Origin of the sequence: uncultured Desulfovibrio sp., from assembly GCF_902477725.1 — a bacterium.
Classification (GTDB): domain Bacteria; phylum Desulfobacterota; class Desulfovibrionia; order Desulfovibrionales; family Desulfovibrionaceae; genus Desulfovibrio.
Genome location: NZ_CABSIF010000008.1, coordinates 68,401 through 83,366 on the forward strand (window position 1 = coordinate 68,401; position 14,966 = coordinate 83,366).

Here is a 14,966-nt window from a genome sequence, read left to right on the forward strand (position 1 = left end):
ACATGAAGAAGCATACGTAGCCGAAAAAAAGAAACAGGACAACGCTGCAACAGACAAATAGTCTGATCCTGCCATGCAGCTAATCAGGCCCGTACAACCAATATAGACGGCGTTTATGCCTTGGTGTGCGCAACAGCGCATGGGGCATAAACGCCTTGCCTTTTACTCCGGTGCCGCCATGCAGTTTATACATTTGCCCCACAACGCCAAACCCGAACAATACGCAACGTGGCATAGCGCAGCGCTGCACAGTGCTCAAGCCGACCCGTTCAGTTGCACGCCAGCATGGCAACTTGCCTTTCATGACGCCTTTGGCCCCAAACGGCGTTTACTTTTTGCAGAAGCCGACGGCAGCGTTATTGCCCTTGCGGAAGGCCTTGTTTCGGAAGAAGAGATCTTTATCACGCCTCTTGAACCTTCGTGGTTTTTCGGCTGCCCGCTTCTGGGCAGCAACGCCCCGCAGCTTTTTGCCGAAGCCTTGCGCTTTTTTTCCAGAACTTATGCACCCAGATTTCCTAAAATTCTTGTGGGCGGGCTTGGCCCTGGCCTGGATTATGTGCAGAACATGCTCAACAAAACAGGCATGCCCCTCCAGGCGCACCTCGTAAAAGCGGGCATTCAGGGGTCGGCTTCGCTTGCTGGCGGGCTTGACGGCTATCTTTCGCGCCGTTCGGCCAATCTGCGCCGCAATCTAAAGCGTTCGGCAAAAAAGGCGCACGAACTGGGCATCTATTATGAACGCGTGCTGCCTTCAACTGAGGATGAAGCAAAGGCGGCGTTTACCCGCATGATCGCCGTTGAGCGCACAAGCTGGAAGGGGATTGGTCACTGCGGCATGGCGGAGCCGGGCATATGCGATTTTTACGCATTCCTGCTCCAGCGGCTCGCGCCGGAAAAAGGGGGGCGCGTCATTTTTTGCCCGCCGTGAAAATACGGACGTGGGCTTTATTTTTGGCGGCCTGGCCGGGGATATCTATCGGGGGCAGCAGTTCAGCTATGCGCAGGATTGTCATGAACTCTCACTGGGCAACCTTATGCAGATTGAAAAAATCCGCTGGCTCTGCGAGGAAGGTGTGCAACGCTACGACATGGGGCCTCTTGATGGCCCCAAGATGCAATATAAGACGCACTGGACAGAAACGGCCTTTCCCATCAGGACATGGCTGATAGAAAAGGCCTGAATACCGTCAAAAGCAGGGGCCGCAGGTGAGACAGATGTGCGCAGCCCCCCCTGCACCCCCGCAGAGCCTCACAGGCTGGCGTTCCAGAAAAGCATGCCCACCCGCGAGCTGCCGGTTTCGTGCACCATGCCGTTTTTGCTCATGGCGCACAGTTTGTCTGCCAGGGCGACCTCTTGCGCTTCTGCGAGCTGTCCTCTGCTGTTAAAATGCCGCGTGTACATCACAATGGCTTCTTCCAGTGGGCATTCAGAATCCCACGAGCGCTCAAGGTATTCCACTTCGGGATAATAGCCCTGCAACCACAGGATATTGAAGGCGCTGTGCAGCCCCCGCCGGGTATAGTCATCGTGATTTTCAGCGCCAACAACCGGCGCAAGCTCCCTGCGCACAGAATTATCGCCCGTCACCTGTGTGATGAGGCAGCAGTAGCCCCGCGAGGCTTCTGTCATTTTTTCAAGGGTAGCACGGTCATACACGGCAGGCGTGCGCGAGGCAAAGACAAGCTGAAACCGTTTTTGCCAACCAAGCTGCTTCAGATCCGCAGTATCCCAGTCAAGCACGTGAAAACGGGCGTTCTCCATCCCCACACGCTGCGCATTTTCATTTGCGTATTCGATCATGCCGGGCGCGATATCAAAGCCCTCTACGCTGCCTGCCAACCCAGCAAAAATCAGGGCGTGCCTGCCCGGCCCACAGCCGATGTCCAGCACTGCATCAGCCTTGCCAACCTTGGCGCGTGCTGCAACCTTGGCAACCAGATCTCGACGGTACGCGCTGGAGTCTGCTTCGGCAGAATGGGTGTTGAACGACTGGGCGCGGCGGCTCCAGAACTCCGCCAGATCTGACCGATCCGGCTGCCTGTCTGCCCAGTATGCTTCAAATTCTTTTATGTCCATGTTCAAAACCTTTGTTTGCGCGCAATACTGCGCCGTATTCCAGCGATGTTCTATAACGGTACAAGGAGACGACGTGGGAATAAAGAAAAATCAGCCCGCTGTTTCTGCGGGCTGACAAACATTCAATGGTGGGTTTTGAAAATCGGTGGAGCAGGGGAGTCTGCCCCTGCCCGGTCAATGTTCAGCCGGACAGAGGCAGACTGTGAAGGTTAAACTGTGGGGACGGGCTGGCCTACCACTTTTTTACGGTCAAGCTCTGCATGCAGCTTTTCCACATCCAGGTTGCCTGTAACCCTTGAAACAAAGATGGTTGCAACACCATTGCCCACAAGGTTGGTGAGCGCGCGGGCTTCAGACATGAAACGGTCGATGCCGAAGATAACGGCAATGCTCTCGGGCGGGATGCTGCCAACAGAGCTCAGCGTACCGGCCAGCACAATAAAGCCGCCGCCGGTAACAGCCGCCGCGCCCTTGGAAGAAATCAGCAGAATACCCAAGAGCACAAGCTGATCACCCAGCGGCATGGGCGTATTGGTGGCCTGGGCAAGGAATATGGCCGCCATTGTCAGGTAAATGGCTGTTCCATCAAGGTTAAACGAATATCCAGCGGGGATTACAAGGTCTACCACGCTTTTGTTGCAGCCAGCTTTTTCCATCTTGCGCAACATGTTTGGCAGTACGGATTCGGAAGAAGACGTGCCAAGCACGATAAACAGTTCTTCGCGAATATACCGCACAAACTTGAAGATGCTGAACCCGCAGCTAAAGGAGATGGTCCCCAGAATGAACACGACAAAAAGAATGCTTGTAACATAGAAGCACACAATGAGCTCGCCAAGCACAAGCACAGAGCCGATACCCTCCTTGCCAATGGTAAAAGCCATTGCGCCGAACGCACCGATGGGGGCCACGTGCATGATAATGCCGATAACCTTGAACAACACTTCAGAAAGGCTCTTGATGAGGTCAAAGCACAGCTTGCCCTTTTCGCCGCTGTAGTTCAGTGCAAAGGCAAACAGCATGGCCACCAGCAGTACCTGAAGGATTTCGCCGCTGGTAAAGGCAGAAACAAAGGTATTGGGGATGATGTTGAGGAAGAAGTTAATGATGTTGTTGTCTTTTGCCTTGCCAGCATACTGGGCGGCAATGTTTTTGTCCGCAGCATTGAAGGTGCTTACGTCAACGTTCATGCCAGCGCCGGGTTGGGCCAGGTTGACCACCACAAGGCCGATGGCAAGGGCCGTAAGCGTGATGATGGTAAAATAGACAAGCGCTATGCCGCCAGTTTTGCCCACCGCCTTGATATCTTTCATGCCGGCTATGCCGGTAACAACGGTTGAAAAAATCAAGGGAGCGATGATCATTTTAATAAGGTTGATGAAGCCCTTGCCCAAGGGCTGCATCTTGACGGCCAGTTCAGGATAAAAGTGACCCAAAAGAATGCCAATAAATATGGCAATGAGAACCTGCACATACAAAATTTTCAAGTATTTCATGGCGGGAATCCTGGCTTATGGCCTGATGTAAGTCTGGTTTCTCAGCTCCTGATACAGCAATAATACGCTATCCACATAGTTTTTATTCAAGGTCACTAGGGCGGCAACGTTTTGTCATATAGATATAAAATTGAATTATTCATTTTTGAAACAGAAAAAAAATCATTTTCATTTTTTTCAACAACTAAATAAGAAATACTAAAAACATATATTAAAGGGATGCTCAGTGTATTCAATATTGCCATACACAATCTCGTTTCATTTGCAAAACTGTTTGATCATTCCAACAACACTTTGATGAACCATACGTAGGTAAAAGCTGTCTACCATTAACACTGCACACAATAAAAATGCAATCAAAATATTTTTTTAACTTGTTGCATAACAAAAGTTATTGTTTGATCAAACAATACAGTTTTAATTTTTAGTACAAATAAATAAGTATCATTTCCCCCAATTATTATTTCTCGGCCTGTCCTAAATTTTCGTTTTTGCTTGCCACTTGAGAGAGCAGCATGCTTAAAAAATATCCACCTGTATAAATTTGATTCAGTACCCACCAAAAGGCCCGGAAAAATCAGGACTAAAAAGACAATTGTTTTCCTTGTGCGGATGGCGTAATATGGCGGACTTGAGCAATAAGCCCAGCTTGTAAGGAGCAGGAAAACTATGACCGAGGATAAGTTCGCAACCTCCATGTCGGAGGAAGGCGCTGAGGATTTTGCCGCCATGCTGGCGGCCCACGAAACCGCTTCAAACCGCCTGCAGCCCGGCCAGAAAGTGACCGGGACTGTAATTGCCATCACTGGCGACAGCGTTTTTGTGGACGTGGGCATAAAGGTTGACGGCATCATTGACCGCAAAGACATTCTTGATGCCGAGGGCAATGAAAGCGTTAAGCCCGGCGACAGCCTCGAAGCGTGGGTTACTGGTGTTTCCTCGCAAGAGATTCGCCTTTCCCGCTCCATGAGCGGCAGCGGTGTTGCCGCGCTTGAAGAAGCCCGCGATGCGGCGGTGCCGGTTGACGGCCGCATAACCGCAGTGTGCAAGGGCGGCTACACGGTTGACGTGCTTGGCAAGCAGGCCTTCTGCCCCGGCAGCCAGCTTGGCGTTGCCACGTCTGAAGACGCCGCCGAGGTTGTGGGCCGCAGCATGCCGTTTCTGGTTATCCGCGTTGAAAATCGCGGCAGAAATGTTGTGGTTTCGCACCGCGCCATTGTTGAGCGTGAACGCGCCGAACAGCTCGACACCCTGCTTGAAAGCCTCAAGCCCGGCGACATGGTTGAAGGCAAGATCACGCGTTTCGCCGCTTTTGGCGCATTCATGGAGCTTGCTCCTTCTGTTGAAGGCATGATCCACCTTTCCGAACTTTCCTGGTCGCGCGTGGGCGCTCCTGACGAAGCCGTGTCGCTTGGCGACACCGTGCGCGCCAAGGTTATCTCCATCAGCAAGGACAGCAAGGGCCACGTGCGCATTTCGCTTTCGCGCAAGCAGGCCGAGGGTGATCCCTGGCAGGATGTGACCACCAGGCTTGAGCCCGGCACGGTCGTTTCCGGCAAGGTTGTGCGCCTCGCGCCCTTTGGCGCGTTTGTGGAGCTTCTGCCCGGCATTGAAGGCCTTGTGCATATTTCTGAACTGTCGTGGACAAAGCGCGTGGCCAAGGCCGAAGACGTGCTTGCGGCGGGCGAAGTCGTTTCGGTTAAAATCAAGGAAATCAACCTTGAAAGCCACCGTATTTCCCTGAGCCTGCGCGATGCGGAAGGCGACCCCTGGAAAGAAGCCGCCCAGCAGTTTGCCGTTGGTTCAACGGTAAGCGGCACGGTTGAGAGCCGCACCCCCTATGGCCTCTTTATTACGCTGGCCCCCGGCATCACCGGTTTGCTGCCTGCTGGCGTTATCAAAAACTCCAAGCAGGGCAAACAGTACAGCAAATTGGACAAGGGCGACGCCGTTACCCTTACTGTACAAAATTTGGACACCAGCGCCAGACGCATCAGCCTTGCCCCTGAGGGTGAACAAACTGCCGCACCCGCCGAAGACAAGGCATGGAAGCAGCATGCATCCGCAGCAAGCTCCAACAGCGGGTCTGGAATGAACATCATGGCACAGGCTTTGCAGAAGGCTCTGAAAAATAAGTAACCAGGAGCTATTCCATGATGATAAAAAAATGTCTTGCAGCCATGCTTGCCGTGACCTTTCTTGCGGCATCGCAGCTTGCCCAGGCAGCCAATCTGCCCGACTTCAGCGAACTGGCGGCCAAAAGCGGCCCGGCAGTCGTAAACATCGGTACGGAACGGAAGGCCAGCGGTAACAGCCAGGACGATCTCATGGGGGAAATGTTCCGCAATATGCCGCCAGGATTTGACAAATTCTTTGACCAGTTCGGCGGCAAGCGCGGTGGCAAGCGCCCCCAGATGAAACAGAAGTCTCTGGGATCCGGCTTTATTGTCTCCGCTGACGGCTATATTGTTACCAACAATCATGTGGTTGCCGATGCGGATGTTATCCGTGTGACCCTTGATCAGAGCAATGGCAAAAGCGAAGCCATCACGGCCAAGCTGGTTGGCGCAGATGAAGAAACCGACCTCGCCCTGCTGAAAATTGAAACCAAAAAAACCTTGCCCTACCTTGCGTTCGGCAATTCGGATGAACTGCGGATCGGTGAGTGGCTGCTGGCCATCGGCAACCCCTTTGGGCTCGACCACTCGGTGACGGCGGGTATTCTTTCGGCCAAAAACCGCAACATACACGCCGGCCCCTTTGACAACTTTCTGCAGACGGATGCCTCCATCAACCCCGGCAACAGCGGCGGCCCGCTGCTGAACATGGCCGGGCAGGTGATTGGCATCAACACGGCCATTATTGCGAGCGGGCAGGGCATTGGCTTTGCCATTCCGAGCAACATGGCCGCCAAGATCATCGACCAGATCAAGTCCGGCAAAAAGATCAGCCGTGGCTGGATTGGCGTTGGTATTCAGGATGTTGAAGAAAATACCGCCAAGGCGCTGGGCCTCAAGGACGCCAAGGGCGCGCTTGTGGGCAGCGTTATGGAAGGCGAACCTGCTGCCAAGGCTGGCATGAAAGACGGCGACATCATTGTTTCCGTTGACGGCAAGGCCATTGAAGACGCTGCGGCCCTGCTGCGCGTGATTGCCGACAAAACCCCCGGCAGCAAGGCTGCAATAGCGGTGTGGCGCGATGGCAAAACCATTGACCTTTCCGTAACGCTTGGCGAGCGCAAAACCTCGCAGGCTGGCGACCAGAACGGCAAGGACCAGAAGCAGAAGGATGAAGGGTTGCTCGGCATTTCCGTTCGTCCGCTGACGGATGAAGAACGCCGCGACCTCAAGATTGAGAAAAACGAAGGGCTGGTCATCATTGACGTCAATCCTGACAAGCCCGCTGCCGAAGCCGATCTGCGCCCCGGCGACGTGATTCTCAAGGCCAACCTCAAACCCGTTCGCAGCGCTGCGGATCTGTCGAAAATCGTCAACGATGAAGGCGTTGCCCGCGGGGCCGTCATGTTGCAGATTTCACGGCGAGGCGATGTGTACTTCCGAACTGTAAGTCTGAGCAAGTAGCAGGCACAACTACACGGGCTGCCTCTTAACCGGGGCAGCCCTTTTTTTATCCATGAGCTTACGCATACTCAACATTGGCGGGCCGTATCTGGCCTCTGCCCTCAAACGCCTTGGGCACCACGTCATCACGGCGCATCCGGCAGTTGACGCCGACATTCCCTCACCGCACCCGTACTCTGTGCGGCAACTCCTGAACCGCCTTGATGCGCTCGGTTTTGCGCCTGACGCACTCTTCTATTGCGATGACGGCAACATGCCAGAGCTGCTTGATCCGGAAAATGCCCCCTGGCCTTCGGTGCGTTATTCCATTGATACCTACTGCAACCCCTGGCACATCCCGTATTCCAACGGCTTTGACGCAACCCTTGTGGCGCAGAAAGACTATGTGGAAGTATTTTCGCACGAGGGCATACCGGCGCGCTGGTTTCCGCTGTTTTATCCCCAGCTTCTTGAGCCAGTGGGGGATTTTACATTGCGCGATATCCCAGTAGCCTTTGTGGGAACCCTCGGGCACAAAAATAACCCGGATCGCGCGCCATTTCTCAAGGCCTTCCGCGCCAGACAGCCACTGGTGGCAATTTCTGGCGATTACAAGCCCATCTTTACGCGCAGCCGCATTGTTCTTAACCAGACTGCGGCTTCAGAAGTGAATTTCCGCTGTTTTGAGGCCATTGCCTGCGGCGCGGCCCTGTTGATGGAAACCTGCGGCAACGGCCTGAACGAGCTCTTTGCCCCCGGCGAGGAAATTCTGCCCACGTACCAACGCAACGATGCGCAGGCAGCTGCGGCCATTGCCGCAGAAGCGCTCGCAAACCCCGAAAAACTCGCGGAAATCGCCCAAGCTGGGGGCAGGGCAGTGGCCCGACGTCATACAGACACCGCGCGCGCGGTCAGCCTGACGCAGATGCTGGCAGAGATGTGCGCCACTCAGGCACACCGTGAGCGGCTTGAACAGTCGCTTGAAAAACGCACGGCTCTTGTGCGCGGAGCTTATGGTATGCTTTCCAGCGAGCTTTTTGACCCGCAGCTGGAAGAACACCGCGATTTTTTTGAAAAAATGTGCCTTCGTCTGCCATAGCGCCATAAGTACCTGGTAATAATATATCAAGAGATGCATCCTGCATTGCAGGCATGCGCGATAGGGCATATAGTTGGCAGAGCACCACTTTTTGGAGGAATATCAATGCCAGTTGTGCATAGCGATGCCGGGCATCTGCCTGGGCTGGAAAAGCTGGAGAACATCCCCGCTCTCATGAGCGCGTATTACACCGAATTTCCCAATCCGGCGCTTGCAGCCCAGCGTGTTGCCTTTGGCACCTCGGGGCATCGCGGCACATCAGTGCTGTGCAGCTTTAACGAGGAGCACATCTACGCCATCACTCAGGCGGTGTGCGACTACCGCGCCGCCAAGGGTATTGACGGGCCGCTGTTTCTTGGCGGCGATACCCATGCGCTGTCTGAAGCCGCTTTTCGCTCCGCGCTGGAAGTGCTGGTAGCCAACAACGTAAATGTGCGCATTTCTGCTGGCGGGGCCTACACAGCCACTCCGGCGATCTCCCATGCCGTGCTCAAATGGAATGCGGGCCGCGTTAACGGTCTGGCCGATGGCATTGTCATTACGCCTTCACACAATCCCCCGCGTGACGGCGGCTTCAAGTACAATCCCCCCCACGGCGGCCCGGCAGAAGCCGAAGTCACCAGCCAGATTGAAAAATGCGCCAATGCCTACCTTGAAAACGGCAACAAGGGCGTAAAGCTCACCCACCTGCGGGCGGCACGCGCCTCTTCGCTGGTGGAGGAATACGATTTCATCGGCAGCTATGTGCAGGATCTGGCCGGCGTGCTGGACATGAAGGCCATTGCCTCGTCGGGCCTGCGCATCGGTGTTGACCCCCTTGGCGGCGCAAGCCTGCCCATGTGGGAACCCATTGCTGAAGCCTACGGCATTGATCTTGAAGTGGTGAACAGGGCAGTGGATCCGACATTCCGCTTTGTTCCTTGCGACAAGGACGGCAAAATCCGCATGGATTGCTCCTCGCCCTATGCCATGAGCCGCCTGCTGGATCTGCGCGACCATTTTGACCTGAGCTTCGCCTGCGACCCGGATTCCGACCGCCACGGCATTGTGACGCGCAACGAACTGATGAACCCCAATCATTACCTGAGCATTGCCGCCTGGTATCTGTTCCGCACCCGCAGGGAATGGCCAGCGCAGAGCGGCATAGGCAAAACCCTTGTGACAAGCGCCATGCTCGACAGGGTAGGGAAGGACCTTGGCCGCCCGGTTGTTGAGGTGCCTGTGGGCTTTAAATGGTTTGTGCCCTATTTGCTCAATGGCCGTTGCGGCTTTGGCTGCGAGGAAAGCGCGGGCGCTTCCTTCCTGTGTTTTGACGGCACGCCCTGGAGCACAGACAAGGACGGCCCCCTCATGTGCCTGCTGGCGGCTGAAATGATGGCGGTGGAGCAATCATCACCCGACCAGCTCTACACCAGACTGACCGAACGGCTTGGCGCGCCAGCCTACCAGCGGCTTGATGCCCCGGCGGACGACAATGTGCGCGCAAAGCTTGCGGCGCTGACGCCTGAAAGTGTGAGCCTTAAAACTCTGGCAGGTTCGCCTGTTACCAGTGTGCTTACCCGCGCGCCCGGCAATGATGCCCCCATCGGCGGGGTGAAGGTGGTCAGCGATGACGGCTGGTTTGCCGTGCGTCCCTCTGGCACGGAAGCCATCTGCAAAGTATATACGGAAAGCTTCAAGGGAGAAGACCATCTGCAAGCCGTGCAAAAGGATGCCATCGATTTTCTCGAGCATTTGTTGAAAGGCAATGCCTGATGAAGTAAAGGCAAGCTTTCATTGCTAAGCGCGCGTAGCGCGCGGCAATTTTTTACGGTTCAATAAAAGGTATGATGCTGTTCAGTCAGCAAAGCGCAGCCTCAGTGCCGGGTATTCGGTCATTGAGGCTGCGCTTTTTATCAGCAATTCTGTTTAAATATACTTTTTTTCCAACGGGCTTGCACTGGCTGCCGATAGGCAGATTGCCTGCAAGGGCCTACCGCGAGGCGGGCAAGCCGGCGCTTTCACGCAGGCTGGCAACCTCGGCATCCGTAAGAGGCCGGGCTTTGCCGCTGGCCAGATCCCCAAGGCGCAATGAGCCTTGGGCGACGCGGCACAGGCGCAGGATGGTCAGCCCCAGATCGCGGCACATACGGCGAATCTGGCGGTTCAGCCCCTGGCGCAGCACCATCTGCAACTGGGTATTGCCGCCAACCTGCTGGGCAAGCACGTCCACAGGCATAATATCTTCACCTTCGGCAAGGTGCATGCCGCGCCGCATGGTCTTGAGCGCCCCTTCAGACGCAGTGCCGCGCACAAGCACCTCATAGGTCTTGGGCTGGTGATGTCGGGGATGGGTGAGGCGCTGAGCCAGCTGACCATCGTTGGTCAGCAGCAGCAATCCTTCAGAAAAATAGTCAAGCCTGCCAACAGGATACAATCTGAGCGTCTTGTATTCAGGCGCAAGGCAATCCAGCACTGTGGGTCTGCCTTCGGGGTCGCTCACTGTGCAGACCACATGCACGGGCTTGTTGAGCATGAGGTAGGTATAGGACTGCGGGGCCGACAACACGCGGCCATCGACAGCAATGCTCTCAAAGGGCAATACCTGACGCCCGGGGTTGGGCTCCGGCTTGCCGTCAACACTGACGCGTCCGGCAAGAATAAGCTCGTCTGCCTTACGGCGCGAGCAAAGCCCCGTTGCGGCAATGGCCTTGTTAAGGCGTATGCCTTCATCGCCGTTGGCGTCAGCAGAAGGTTGAGGCTTTGAGGGGCCAGGTCGTGAAGAATGATTGGCGTCAGAGTTGACTGCCTGGGGCTGGGCGGGTTTGCGTTGCGAAAAACCGTCTCGGGCATCACGGGCGTTCGGCTGAGTACCTGAACGTGAATCTGCCCGCGAATCATAACGGCCATTTGGCCCATTGGCAGACCAGCTATCAGAACGGGGGGCATGATTCTTGCGCGCGCCCGCAGGCTGTTCCTTTTCATGGGAGCTGGTGGACGAACTGTTTTTGCTGCGGTTTCTGGCGGATGATCCGGGATTGCCGGAATGTTTGGGCGGCACGGTGATTTCTCCTTGGAAAGATGCGCTCATGGTGCGTGAAGTGGGGCATGCCGTCAAGGGCAAGCAAGAAGGGCATACAGCACTGAACCGACCTTACGGCTGGTTCCAATATTCAAAAGTTTACATAATTATCATTATGGGACATTTATAAATACTGGATGCGGGGTGGGCCGGGGTTCAAAACCAGCACGAAAGTCTGCTTAGAATGCCATTGGCGGCACCACCGCCAAACCATCCATGCGCAGAGGTCTGAACAATGTAAAATGGACAAGCCGCCATGAATTTTCCCGCCGTTCCTTGAATTTTGAGGATTCGAATTTACTTAAACCCGTGAGTCCAGTTTTTACCCGTAGCCATTTCATCCTTTCCTTATATAAGAAGCCCCTGATTGCCACTCATGAATCCCGTCCAGATCGACCACCCCAATATGGCCGAATGGCGCATCCTACAGATTCATTGCTGCGCCAGCATTGGCTTTTTGAACGGCGCAAAACCAGTGGCAGCCTTGCACTTGCTCCCGAAGCGGCTCTGACGTACAACACTGCCAACACAGGTTTTCAGCAAGGAGTTTCCATGGGCTTTGCCAACAGCTCTTGCAGCTTTACACGGTTCCGCATTCTTGATCCTGTTCCGGCCACGCTCTGGCCGCAGATACTGGACAAACTGAAACAGTTCGCCATGCGCGACATTGACGATATTCCTGAAATGCAGGGCCAGGGATGGGCCTGTTTTGAGGACATGCTCGATACCGACTGGGTCACGGCCCCGCCCCAGAAAGGCGCGTACCTCGTGTTTTCTCTGCGGCTGGATATGCGGCGCATACCCGCTGGCGTGGTCAAAAAGCACGTTGCTCTTGCCCTCAAGGAAGAAAAAAAGCGCATGGGCGAACAGGGCAAGAACTACATTGCCCGCGAGCGCAAAAAAGAACTCAAGGAGCAGGTGCTGCTGCGCCTGCGTTCCCGTTTTTTGCCTGTTCCCGGCGAATTCAACGTGCTCTGGGCCACAGACAAGAACGAAGTCTGGTTTGCGTCCACCCAGAACAAGATGATTGATCTCTTCCTGGAAGAGTTTCTCAAAACATTTGAGCTGCATCTGGAGCAACTGACGCCCTACAATCTGGCGGTCTCCATGCTGGACGAAGAAAGCCTGATCCGCCTGGACAAGCTGGAACCCACGCAGTTCGCTCCCCTTTCCTGATGACGGCACGGAGACCCCATGAACATGCCTTATCTTGGCGAATCCACTGACAGCATTCTCGGCAAGGAATTTCTGACCTGGCTCTGGTATCAGAGCGACACCGCCCCCGGCGCGTTCACTGACAAAGACGGTGCGCCCTTTGCCGTTTCCATGGAACAGCGCATTGTGGTAGAAGGCGGCGAAGGCGATGCCCGCGAAACAGCCTCTGTTTCCGGCTCGCTCTCCCCTCTCCGCGAAGCCCGTTTTGGCCTCGGCAACGGCAAACAGGTCAGCCGCGCCCTGCTGCGCCTTGAAAAAGAAGAGCTTGCCTTTCAGGTCAGCCTAAAAGCTGAGGATTTCTGCCTCAACAGCCTCAAGACCCCCAAGCTCGACAAGGGCGACAATGATGACGACCCGGACGCCCTGCTGCTGGAAAAGTTCTATCTTATGGAAGTGTGCACCGGTCTGCTGGATGCCCTGTACGCCCGCTTTCTGAAGCTGCGCCTCTCGTCTGGCTGGCAGAAGGAAGTGGACGACATGCGCCAGTGGATGACCCGCACGGAGTAAACTTTTTTCATGAGCACCCTGCCCGCATCTGCCGCAAAAGGCCGTTTTTCCGGCCCGCTACTGCACGTTTTACGCAAAACGTTGTGGATGCTGCTTGTGCTGTGGGGCATCACCATCATCAGCTTTTGGGTCATCCATCTGGCCCCCGGCTCGCCCACAGATATGGAAACCACGCTCAATCCGCTGGCTGGCGCTGCGGCGCGTCAGCGGCTTGAGGTGCTTTACGGGCTGGATCGCCCCCTCTATGTGCAGTACTGGGACTGGCTGACCCGCATCGTGCATCTGGATTTCGGCAATTCCATGTCTGCCGATTCCCGCCCGGTGCTGAGCAAAATTCTTGAGCGCCTGCCCCTCACCGTGGGCATGAACGTTATTTCACTGGTGCTCACCCTGCTCATTGCCATTCCGGTGGGTATTGTTTCCGCCTGCCGGCAGAACTCGCTGCTGGACAAGTCCGTTACCGTGCTGGTTTTTCTGGGTTTTGCCATGCCGTCCTTCTGGCTGGCCCTGCTGCTCATGATGTTTTTTGGCATTGAGCTGCAATGGCTGCCCATTTCCGGCCTTACATCCATGAATTACGAGCAGTTGAGCGCCTGGGGCAAGTTTTGCGATCTGGCGCGGCACTTGGCCCTGCCCACACTGGTGTATACCGTGGGCGGGCTGGCGGGCATGTCGCGCTACATGCGCGCCTGCATGCTTGAGGTGCTGCGGCAGGATTATATTCTCACGGCACAGGCCAAGGGATTGAGCGCTGGCGCGGTTATCTGGCGGCATGCCCTGCGCAACGCTCTGCTGCCCGTCATTACTCTGCTGGGCCTTTCGGTGCCGGGGCTTATCGGCGGCAGCGTCATCATTGAGTCCATCTTTGCCCTGCCGGGGCTGGGCCAGCTGTTTTACGGCGCAGTTATGGCGCGCGATTACACCATGATCATGGGCAATCTGGTTCTTGGGGCGGTGCTCACGCTCGCGGGCAACCTGCTGGCGGATTTCTGCTACGGAATCGCGGATCCGCGCATCCGCAACGCTAAGGACAACGCCTGATGCTGCCCCGCGCCCTCAAAAAGCTGCTTGGCCGCAACTTCATGCTCGCGTTCGGGCTTGTTATTGTGCTTGCCATGTCGCTGGCCGCGCTCCTTGCCCCATGGATTGCGCCCTTTGACCCTAATGCCCTGCACCTGGACAATATTCTGGAGCCGCCCTCCTCCCGCTTTCTGCTCGGCACAGACCGCCTTGGACGCGATGTTTTTTCGCGCCTGCTTTACGGCGGCAGGGTTTCTCTTTGGGTAGGCTTTGTGGCTGTGGGCATATCGGTCAGCATCGGGACTGTTCTTGGCCTTGTGAGCGGCTATTTTCGCCGCTGGGTGGACGAGTGCATCATGCGCGTGGTTGATATCATGCTCTGCTTTCCGTCATTTTTTCTTATTCTGGCGGTGATTGCTTTTCTTGAACCCAATCTTACCAATATCATGGTGGTTATTGGGCTTACCTCGTGGATGGGCGTTACCCGCCTTGTGCGCGCAGAGGCGCTTACCCTGCGCGAGCGTGAATTTGTCGACGCCGCGCGGCTGGCTGGCACATCCACAGCGGGCATACTGTTTCGGCACATACTGCCCAATGCCCTTGCGCCCGTGCTGATAACAGCTACACTGGGTGTTGCCGGGGCCATACTGGTAGAATCAAGTCTCAGCTTCCTGGGGCTTGGCGTGCAGCCCCCCGCAGCCAGCTGGGGCAACATGCTCATGGACGGCAAAGCCGTGATTGAAACCGCACCCTGGCTGTCGGTATATCCCGGCTTGGCCATCCTGGTAACGGTATTGGGCTATAACCTTCTGGGTGAAAGCCTGCGGGATATCTTTGATCCGCGCCTTCGCCAATAGTTTGAAATGTAAGGGCATCCAAGATAGTTAAAGTTTTACATTAAGCAAAAATAAACTGCCATAAAGATACGTTA

General features: G+C 55.5%; 13 protein-coding genes. 10 read left to right on the forward strand and 3 right to left on the reverse strand.

Annotated elements, in window-relative coordinates; translation table 11 throughout:
- Positions 1 to 178: 178 nt before the first annotated feature.
- The gene (locus RDK48_RS14960; RefSeq protein ID WP_374042256.1) at positions 179 to 928 is read left to right on the forward strand and encodes a hypothetical protein; all 750 of its coding nucleotides are present in this window, start codon (positions 179 to 181) and stop codon (positions 926 to 928) included.
- Entirely contained in the window at positions 822 to 1,181 is a 360-nt protein-coding gene (locus RDK48_RS14965; protein WP_374042257.1) for a GNAT family N-acetyltransferase, read from the forward strand. Before RDK48_RS14960 ends, RDK48_RS14965 begins: the two co-directional genes overlap by 107 nt.
- Positions 1,182 to 1,249: 68 nt before the next feature.
- Here RDK48_RS14965 and RDK48_RS08980 read toward each other — a convergent pair whose 3' ends face one another.
- Positions 1,250 to 2,077, reverse strand: coding sequence for a class I SAM-dependent methyltransferase (locus RDK48_RS08980; protein WP_298997532.1), 828 nt, complete (start codon positions 2,075 to 2,077; stop codon positions 1,250 to 1,252).
- Positions 2,078 to 2,286: 209 nt separating this feature from the next.
- Positions 2,287 to 3,573: a dicarboxylate/amino acid:cation symporter gene (locus RDK48_RS08985; protein WP_298997529.1), complete on the reverse strand. Its 1,287-nt coding sequence runs from the start codon at positions 3,571 to 3,573 to the stop codon at positions 2,287 to 2,289.
- A 669-nt stretch (positions 3,574 to 4,242) separates the two neighbouring features.
- Here RDK48_RS08985 and RDK48_RS08990 point away from each other — a divergent pair.
- The 4 genes from RDK48_RS08990 to pgm all read left to right on the forward strand — a co-directional run bounded on the left by RDK48_RS08990 (position 4,243) and on the right by pgm (position 9,987).
- Positions 4,243 to 5,712 carry a 30S ribosomal protein S1 gene (locus RDK48_RS08990; RefSeq protein WP_298997527.1) on the forward strand — a complete coding sequence of 490 codons (1,470 nt, stop codon included), beginning with the start codon at positions 4,243 to 4,245 and terminating at the stop codon, positions 5,710 to 5,712.
- Positions 5,713 to 5,726: 14 nt separating this feature from the next.
- A complete protein-coding gene (locus RDK48_RS08995; RefSeq protein WP_298997521.1) occupies positions 5,727 to 7,154 on the forward strand; it encodes a DegQ family serine endoprotease in 1,428 nt (475 codons plus the stop codon).
- A gap of 52 nt (positions 7,155 to 7,206) precedes the next feature.
- A complete protein-coding gene (locus RDK48_RS09000) occupies positions 7,207 to 8,232 on the forward strand; it encodes a glycosyltransferase (protein ID WP_298997518.1) in 1,026 nt (341 codons plus the stop codon).
- A 105-nt stretch (positions 8,233 to 8,337) separates the two neighbouring features.
- Entirely contained in the window at positions 8,338 to 9,987 is a 1,650-nt protein-coding gene (pgm, locus tag RDK48_RS09005; RefSeq protein WP_298997515.1) for a phosphoglucomutase (alpha-D-glucose-1,6-bisphosphate-dependent), read from the forward strand.
- A 217-nt stretch (positions 9,988 to 10,204) separates the two neighbouring features.
- On the opposite strand, the gene RDK48_RS09010 is transcribed toward pgm, so the two are convergent.
- The gene (locus RDK48_RS09010; protein WP_308587901.1) at positions 10,205 to 11,272 is read right to left on the reverse strand and encodes a pseudouridine synthase; all 1,068 of its coding nucleotides are present in this window, start codon (positions 11,270 to 11,272) and stop codon (positions 10,205 to 10,207) included.
- 573 nt (positions 11,273 to 11,845) lie between these two features.
- Between RDK48_RS09010 and rdgC the strand changes: the two genes are divergently transcribed.
- Genes rdgC through RDK48_RS09030 form a run of 4 tightly spaced genes read left to right on the forward strand, consistent with a single transcriptional unit; the run spans position 11,846 to position 14,892 of the window.
- The gene (gene rdgC, locus RDK48_RS09015; protein WP_298997511.1) at positions 11,846 to 12,469 is read left to right on the forward strand and encodes a recombination-associated protein RdgC; all 624 of its coding nucleotides are present in this window, start codon (positions 11,846 to 11,848) and stop codon (positions 12,467 to 12,469) included.
- Positions 12,470 to 12,487: 18 nt separating this feature from the next.
- Positions 12,488 to 13,015: a hypothetical protein gene (locus RDK48_RS09020; protein WP_298997509.1), complete on the forward strand. Its 528-nt coding sequence runs from the start codon at positions 12,488 to 12,490 to the stop codon at positions 13,013 to 13,015.
- Between the two features lie 9 nt (positions 13,016 to 13,024).
- A complete protein-coding gene (locus RDK48_RS09025; protein ID WP_298997506.1) occupies positions 13,025 to 14,056 on the forward strand; it encodes an ABC transporter permease in 1,032 nt (343 codons plus the stop codon).
- On the forward strand, positions 14,056 to 14,892 hold the full coding sequence (locus tag RDK48_RS09030; protein ID WP_298997503.1) for an ABC transporter permease: 837 nt from the start codon (positions 14,056 to 14,058) through the stop codon (positions 14,890 to 14,892). Before RDK48_RS09025 ends, RDK48_RS09030 begins: the two co-directional genes overlap by 1 nt.
- Positions 14,893 to 14,966 lie beyond the last annotated feature (74 nt).

What these genes read in the sequence shown, in the direction of transcription:
- RDK48_RS14960 (WP_374042256.1), top strand. Translation starts at nt 179, where the DNA reads ATGCAGTTTATACATTTGCCCCACAACGCCAAACCCGAACAATACGCA.
- RDK48_RS08980 (WP_298997532.1), bottom strand. Translation starts at nt 2,077, where the DNA reads ATGGACATAAAAGAATTTGAAGCATACTGGGCAGACAGGCAGCCGGAT.
- RDK48_RS08985 (WP_298997529.1), bottom strand. Translation starts at nt 3,573, where the DNA reads ATGAAATACTTGAAAATTTTGTATGTGCAGGTTCTCATTGCCATATTT.
- RDK48_RS08990 (WP_298997527.1), top strand. Translation starts at nt 4,243, where the DNA reads ATGACCGAGGATAAGTTCGCAACCTCCATGTCGGAGGAAGGCGCTGAG.
- RDK48_RS08995 (WP_298997521.1), top strand. Translation starts at nt 5,727, where the DNA reads ATGATGATAAAAAAATGTCTTGCAGCCATGCTTGCCGTGACCTTTCTT.
- RDK48_RS09000 (WP_298997518.1), top strand. Translation starts at nt 7,207, where the DNA reads ATGAGCTTACGCATACTCAACATTGGCGGGCCGTATCTGGCCTCTGCC.
- pgm (WP_298997515.1), top strand. Translation starts at nt 8,338, where the DNA reads ATGCCAGTTGTGCATAGCGATGCCGGGCATCTGCCTGGGCTGGAAAAG.
- rdgC (WP_298997511.1), top strand. Translation starts at nt 11,846, where the DNA reads ATGGGCTTTGCCAACAGCTCTTGCAGCTTTACACGGTTCCGCATTCTT.
- RDK48_RS09020 (WP_298997509.1), top strand. Translation starts at nt 12,488, where the DNA reads ATGAACATGCCTTATCTTGGCGAATCCACTGACAGCATTCTCGGCAAG.
- RDK48_RS09025 (WP_298997506.1), top strand. Translation starts at nt 13,025, where the DNA reads ATGAGCACCCTGCCCGCATCTGCCGCAAAAGGCCGTTTTTCCGGCCCG.
- RDK48_RS09030 (WP_298997503.1), top strand. Translation starts at nt 14,056, where the DNA reads ATGCTGCCCCGCGCCCTCAAAAAGCTGCTTGGCCGCAACTTCATGCTC.